The organism is Oceanobacillus damuensis (assembly GCF_001618145.1).
GTDB classification, from domain to species: domain Bacteria; phylum Bacillota; class Bacilli; order Bacillales; family Amphibacillaceae; genus Oceanobacillus; species Oceanobacillus damuensis.
The window spans coordinates 1-4,510 of record NZ_LQNF01000064.1; the positions used below are offsets into that span (position 1 = coordinate 1).

Sequence of the window (4,510 nt, forward strand, 5' to 3'; positions counted from 1 at the left end):
TCTTCTTCTTCTTCTTCTTCTTTTTCTTTTTCTTTATATTGTCCACTTGTCGTGGACGTATCGTTATACGTATCGTCAGACGTTACGTATAATTTTTTAATATCTTTATGCAATACATTCTCACCAACATAAGGAATTAAATCCCGGTCTTTGACTTCTACCAATTCGGATATGACACAGTCCATCATCGGCTTACCGCCCCTATTAAGGTTGTATTTGCCCCAGTTTTTAATAGCAAGTTCTCTTGTTTCACGATTATATTTAATTAATTTGTGATGATTAATAAAACGCTCTAACAATGAGTTGATGCTTTCGAGAGAATAACCGATGTCAAACGCCATCTGTTTCTTTGTTATTTGATAAATACCTACTTGAGTTGTGTTCGCATTGGTTAAAAGGTAAAGAAAAAAGAATTTATCTTCTGGTGTCATTTCCTCAACAACTTTAGGATCATCCCAAAATTCCGTGTGAACCATTCTGAATTTAGCCATTTTGTTCCTCCTTAAGACTATTTATTCTTTCACACACTGCGAAACTATCTTCAATATGCGATAGAACATAATGGGGGTAACGCTGCATATAATCTTTTATGTTTTTCTGCAATTCTTTTTCAGTTTTCGATTTTTCGAATACCCATTTTGGTAATAACACCCTGAAATTTGCTTGCATTGACTACCCCCTTGTCTTTAAATGTGAAATAGGTTAATATATGAATATAATCAAATTAAAAATTATTGTTGCTCGTGTTGCTGCACGAGTTATTTTTTTGTTCTTCTAACCGGATTTTATAATTTTGGATTTTTTCTTCTAAATACTCTTGGTATTGATAAATGGCCAACCATAGCAATGTTTCTGAGTTTATTTCTTTGGCAGGAAATTTTCTTGCTATCCTAGGATAAGCCAAATCACGCAGTCTTTTGGATTCCTTATTAAGTTCTTCCAATTCATTTAGTTTTTCCATCATGTAATCAGGTAATTTCATTTTTAAACCACCGCCCATCCATTTATTAAAATCAAGCATAGTAATGTTAAAATCACTGCGAATGATGTCAGATAAAACAAGTCAACAAATTTATCATTCATGCTTTTTTCCTCATTTCACTCATCCATTTATCAACCACTAACTGTCCTTCCATTTGTTTAATTTCAAACCATTTATTATCAGCGCATTGTTTTGAAATTTTCATTTTTATTTTTTCCAATTCTCGTGAAGATCGAGCAGCGTTTTCAAGAAAAACAGCCGCCTTTGCAAATTCTTTTTTATTAAAGAGGTCAAACGCTGTATCAGTGCAATAGGCATAACATGCAGATTCTTTTTCAGCTTTTGCTTTTTCCTTTTCTAATGGGTTCATAAGATCCCTCCTACATAATTGAAGATGGTAAACAAAAATATGATTATCCCGATAATCGCCAAACCGTTGTCTTTTACCACGCAAACCCTCCTAAAAATATGGTTGCTACATCTGTTAATTGTGTTAGTACGTCAGCTACAGTTGCTACATCCACATTCATTACTAAAGCGACTAACATGTCCTGCGCATCCGTCTGTCTGGCCCAATTGATTAAGTCCCTGGCGCGTACATCCAGCTTTCCGCTTTCAAGTTTTGAGATGTTACTACGCGACATATGCATTTTCTCTGCCATTTTTTCTTGACTAAAACCGCCCCGTCTTCTCATCTTCCGTAAGACTATTCCTAATTCCAATTTTCTCACCTCCTTATGTTCCGTGATGGAACATGTTCCAGGAGTGCACAGTAAATCTTGGTTGATTGGATTAAAATGTAATTACCGACCCCCAACCGGTTAAAAAACAGTTGTTTTTTCAAATTACGTTTTCTGAATACTGGTCATTTGACTGCATTCCTACATATTCATTTAACTTTTTCGGCGAGATGTGATAGGTCCACACGCTTGACATCTTCACCGCATACCCAAATGGGAAGATATTTTCTTGTAACCCCACTCTGATAAACTGTTCAGATTTACCTAGAATCTTTGCAGCATCTTTGATTTTTACGTTGTTAGGTTGCAATTTGTTTTTTCTCCTTCCATGCATATTTTTATGTTAAGAGCACATACTATAAGATGTGTTGGTCAGGAAACGAATCGTGTCCATCAGAAGTAAAAAAAATATCATCAATCGATAAACCATAGTAATCAGATATCTTTTTTGCTAAATGTAAAGATGGTGTGCGATCTCCCCTCTCAATTGCACCAAGCATTTGAGGTGTAATTTTTAACTCTTTAGCTACTTTTTGTCGCGACTGTTTTCCTCGGCAGTCAATTAATTTCTTACGTATCAAATTACATTCACCTCGCTTTTATAGAAACGTTTTGTTTCTTGTTAATTCTCATAATAAAGAAACATTTTGTTTCCGTCAAGTGTTTTTTAGAAACTTTTTGTGTCTTTTTGTTTTTTAAGTGGAAAGGAAACTTTTTGTTTCCTATAATGTTTAAGAAGGTGTGATAAAAATGTTGAAAGAAAGATTGAAGCAATTAAGAAAGGAAAAGGGAATAAGCCAATATGAGGCTGCAAAGAAATTAGGTTTTTCACGAGGGAAGCTTGCCAATTACGAGCAAGGAACAAGAGAACCTGACTATGATACATTGGAAAAGCTTGCCGATTTTTATGATTGCTCGCTTGATTATTTGTTGGGAAGATCTAATCTGACAAATAATGAAGAAGAATTTATTTACGATCTGCAGAGAAATTTTAGTCTTGAAGAACTACAAAAGAAATACAGCCTAACCATCGATGGGAAGGCTGCGACAGAAGAAGAATTAAAAGCTGCAATTACTTTTATTCGTTCTCTTCGTGGGATGAAGTAACTTCTTTTTCAGTCTTTATTAATTTTTTGATGATCTCAAACAAATCAACATGCTTTCCCAACATGAAACATCTCCTTTGTTGATATAAGAAAGGGTGTCTATTTGGCTTACATAGTCGGAAGATGCCTACTTCAAGAAATTCTAGATCACAAAGATATGGAACAAATTGAGTTAGCAAATAAGTTAAATGTTAAGCCGCCACAGATAAATAAGTATGTAAAGGATAAACAAGGGATGTCTTATCAGGTAGCTTATAACGTTGCCCAAATACTCAATTGTAACATGGAAGATCTATATGAATGGATTGAAGTAGGAGAACATGAGTAGACTTGATCTACTCTCCGACACGAATTAGCCAAATAGCTAATCGCATTATGATTCTCTTTCCTTTTTAATTAAGGAATAAACACTATATAAAAAAATGTGACACTCGTTTGAAAATTATCTAAAAATAGTATATCATAACCAGAACGGATGTTCTAGTTATTAATTTAAGAAAGGTGATTAACATGAAAAACCCTAACGGATATGGAAGTGTATTTAAATTATCAGGTAAAAGAAGAAATCCGTTCGGAGTAAGAATAACGGTAGGATGGGAAATAAACGAAAAAACCGGTAAGGTAAAACAGAAATACAAAAACATCGGGTATTATAAATCAAGATCAGAAGCCATGATAGCACTGGCTGAGTATAATAAAAATCCTTACGATATTGATGTTAGAAAAGTTACTTTTTCGGAAGTTTATGATATGTGGTTCAAAGAAAAATTTAAAAATAGTACAAATACAAATGGATCCAGAGGATATGTAGCTGCTTTTAATTATTCTAAAGATATGCACAATATGGCCTTTATGGATATACGAAAATCGCATATGCAAGCAGTTATAGATAATATGGACAAGTCTTACAGCACGAAGTCAATTACAAAAACATTATACAGCCAGCTTTATAAGTTTGCTGCGGAAAACGACATTGTTGACAAAAACTATTCGGAATTTGTTTCTGTTGGTAAAAATCAGCATAGAAGTAAAAAACAGCCATTCTCAGACGCTGAAATACAAATACTATGGGATAACCTTGAAACAATAGAAAATGTTGACATGGCTCTTATAATGATTTATACAGGTTTGCGACCTGGAGAGTTAATCCTAATTGAAAATGATAATATAAATTTAGAAGAAAGATATTTTACTGGAGGAATAAAAACAAATGCAGGTAAAGAGCGTATCATCCCAATAAACAAAAAAATCCACTCGCTTATTGAAAAACGAATGGATGATAATAACAAATATTTATTTGTAAATAAAAGAGGAAACAAAATAACATACAGCAGCTTTCGTCAGGATCGCTGGGTCCCGCTTATGGAAAAATTAAAATTGGATCATGGAGCACATGAATGTCGTCATACTTTTGCTACCCTAATGGATAATGCTAATGCTAACAAATTATCTATTAAGAAAATAATGGGTCATGCTTCCAGTGATATTACTGATAAAGTATACACGCATAAGAACATTGAAGAATTATTAAAAGCAATCGACTTAATTTAACGTTTGTATATTACTTGTATATTACCGCCAATAAACGACATATTTTTAAACGAATTCAAATGATGATAAAACCTTTAAAGCCAAGCTTTAAAGCCTTATTCATAAATCTAATAGTTAACATTACATTAACG

Annotated in this window: 9 protein-coding genes and 1 pseudogene; 3 read left to right on the forward strand and 7 right to left on the reverse strand. The window is 33.4% G+C overall.

The genetic code is table 11. The features are described 5' to 3' along the window. From A4245_RS19315 to A4245_RS19345, 7 genes and pseudogenes are all read right to left on the reverse strand, one after another. Window positions 1–491 (reverse strand): annotated as a pseudogene (locus tag A4245_RS19315) (conserved phage C-terminal domain-containing protein); the annotation flags it as partial. Beyond that, a complete protein-coding gene (locus A4245_RS19320; protein ID WP_067730964.1) occupies window positions 484–669 on the reverse strand; it encodes a hypothetical protein in 186 nt (61 codons plus the stop codon). The pseudogene A4245_RS19315 and the gene A4245_RS19320, both read right to left, overlap by 8 nt. A 55-nt stretch (window positions 670–724) precedes the next feature. Then, window positions 725–982, reverse strand: coding sequence for a hypothetical protein (locus tag A4245_RS19325; RefSeq protein ID WP_067730966.1), 258 nt, complete (start codon window positions 980–982; stop codon window positions 725–727). 97 nt (window positions 983–1,079) lie between these two features. Beyond that, a complete protein-coding gene (locus tag A4245_RS19330) occupies window positions 1,080–1,352 on the reverse strand; it encodes a hypothetical protein (RefSeq protein ID WP_067730968.1) in 273 nt (90 codons plus the stop codon). 73 nt (window positions 1,353–1,425) lie between these two features. Beyond that, the gene (locus tag A4245_RS19335) at window positions 1,426–1,713 is read right to left on the reverse strand and encodes a helix-turn-helix domain-containing protein (protein WP_267886920.1); all 288 of its coding nucleotides are present in this window, start codon (window positions 1,711–1,713) and stop codon (window positions 1,426–1,428) included. A 109-nt stretch (window positions 1,714–1,822) separates the two neighbouring features. Next, on the reverse strand, window positions 1,823–2,032 hold the full coding sequence (locus A4245_RS19340) for a hypothetical protein (RefSeq protein ID WP_234402450.1): 210 nt from the start codon (window positions 2,030–2,032) through the stop codon (window positions 1,823–1,825). A gap of 46 nt (window positions 2,033–2,078) precedes the next feature. Continuing rightward, complete coding sequence (locus tag A4245_RS19345; RefSeq protein WP_067730980.1) at window positions 2,079–2,300, reverse strand: helix-turn-helix transcriptional regulator; 222 nt, start codon at window positions 2,298–2,300, stop codon at window positions 2,079–2,081. Window positions 2,301–2,472: 172 nt separating this feature from the next. Here A4245_RS19345 and A4245_RS19350 point away from each other — a divergent pair, with 172 nt between their 5' ends. The 3 genes from A4245_RS19350 to A4245_RS19360 all read left to right on the forward strand — a co-directional run bounded on the left by A4245_RS19350 (window position 2,473) and on the right by A4245_RS19360 (window position 4,379). Next, complete coding sequence (locus A4245_RS19350; RefSeq protein WP_067730974.1) at window positions 2,473–2,829, forward strand: helix-turn-helix domain-containing protein; 357 nt, start codon at window positions 2,473–2,475, stop codon at window positions 2,827–2,829. A gap of 102 nt (window positions 2,830–2,931) precedes the next feature. After that, a complete protein-coding gene (locus tag A4245_RS19355; protein ID WP_067730976.1) occupies window positions 2,932–3,156 on the forward strand; it encodes a helix-turn-helix domain-containing protein in 225 nt (74 codons plus the stop codon). Window positions 3,157–3,338: 182 nt separating this feature from the next. Beyond that, on the forward strand, window positions 3,339–4,379 hold the full coding sequence (locus tag A4245_RS19360) for a tyrosine-type recombinase/integrase (RefSeq protein WP_067730978.1): 1,041 nt from the start codon (window positions 3,339–3,341) through the stop codon (window positions 4,377–4,379). Window positions 4,380–4,510: the final 131 nt, after the last annotated feature.

Bases quoted from the DNA above. Each gene is read 5' to 3' on its own strand.
- A4245_RS19320 (WP_067730964.1), bottom strand. From the start codon at position 669: ATGCAAGCAAATTTCAGGGTGTTATTACCAAAATGGGTATTCGAAAAA.
- A4245_RS19350 (WP_067730974.1), top strand. From the start codon at position 2,473: ATGTTGAAAGAAAGATTGAAGCAATTAAGAAAGGAAAAGGGAATAAGC.
- A4245_RS19360 (WP_067730978.1), top strand. From the start codon at position 3,339: ATGAAAAACCCTAACGGATATGGAAGTGTATTTAAATTATCAGGTAAA.
- A4245_RS19330 (WP_067730968.1), bottom strand. From the start codon at position 1,352: ATGAACCCATTAGAAAAGGAAAAAGCAAAAGCTGAAAAAGAATCTGCA.
- A4245_RS19325 (WP_067730966.1), bottom strand. From the start codon at position 982: ATGAAATTACCTGATTACATGATGGAAAAACTAAATGAATTGGAAGAA.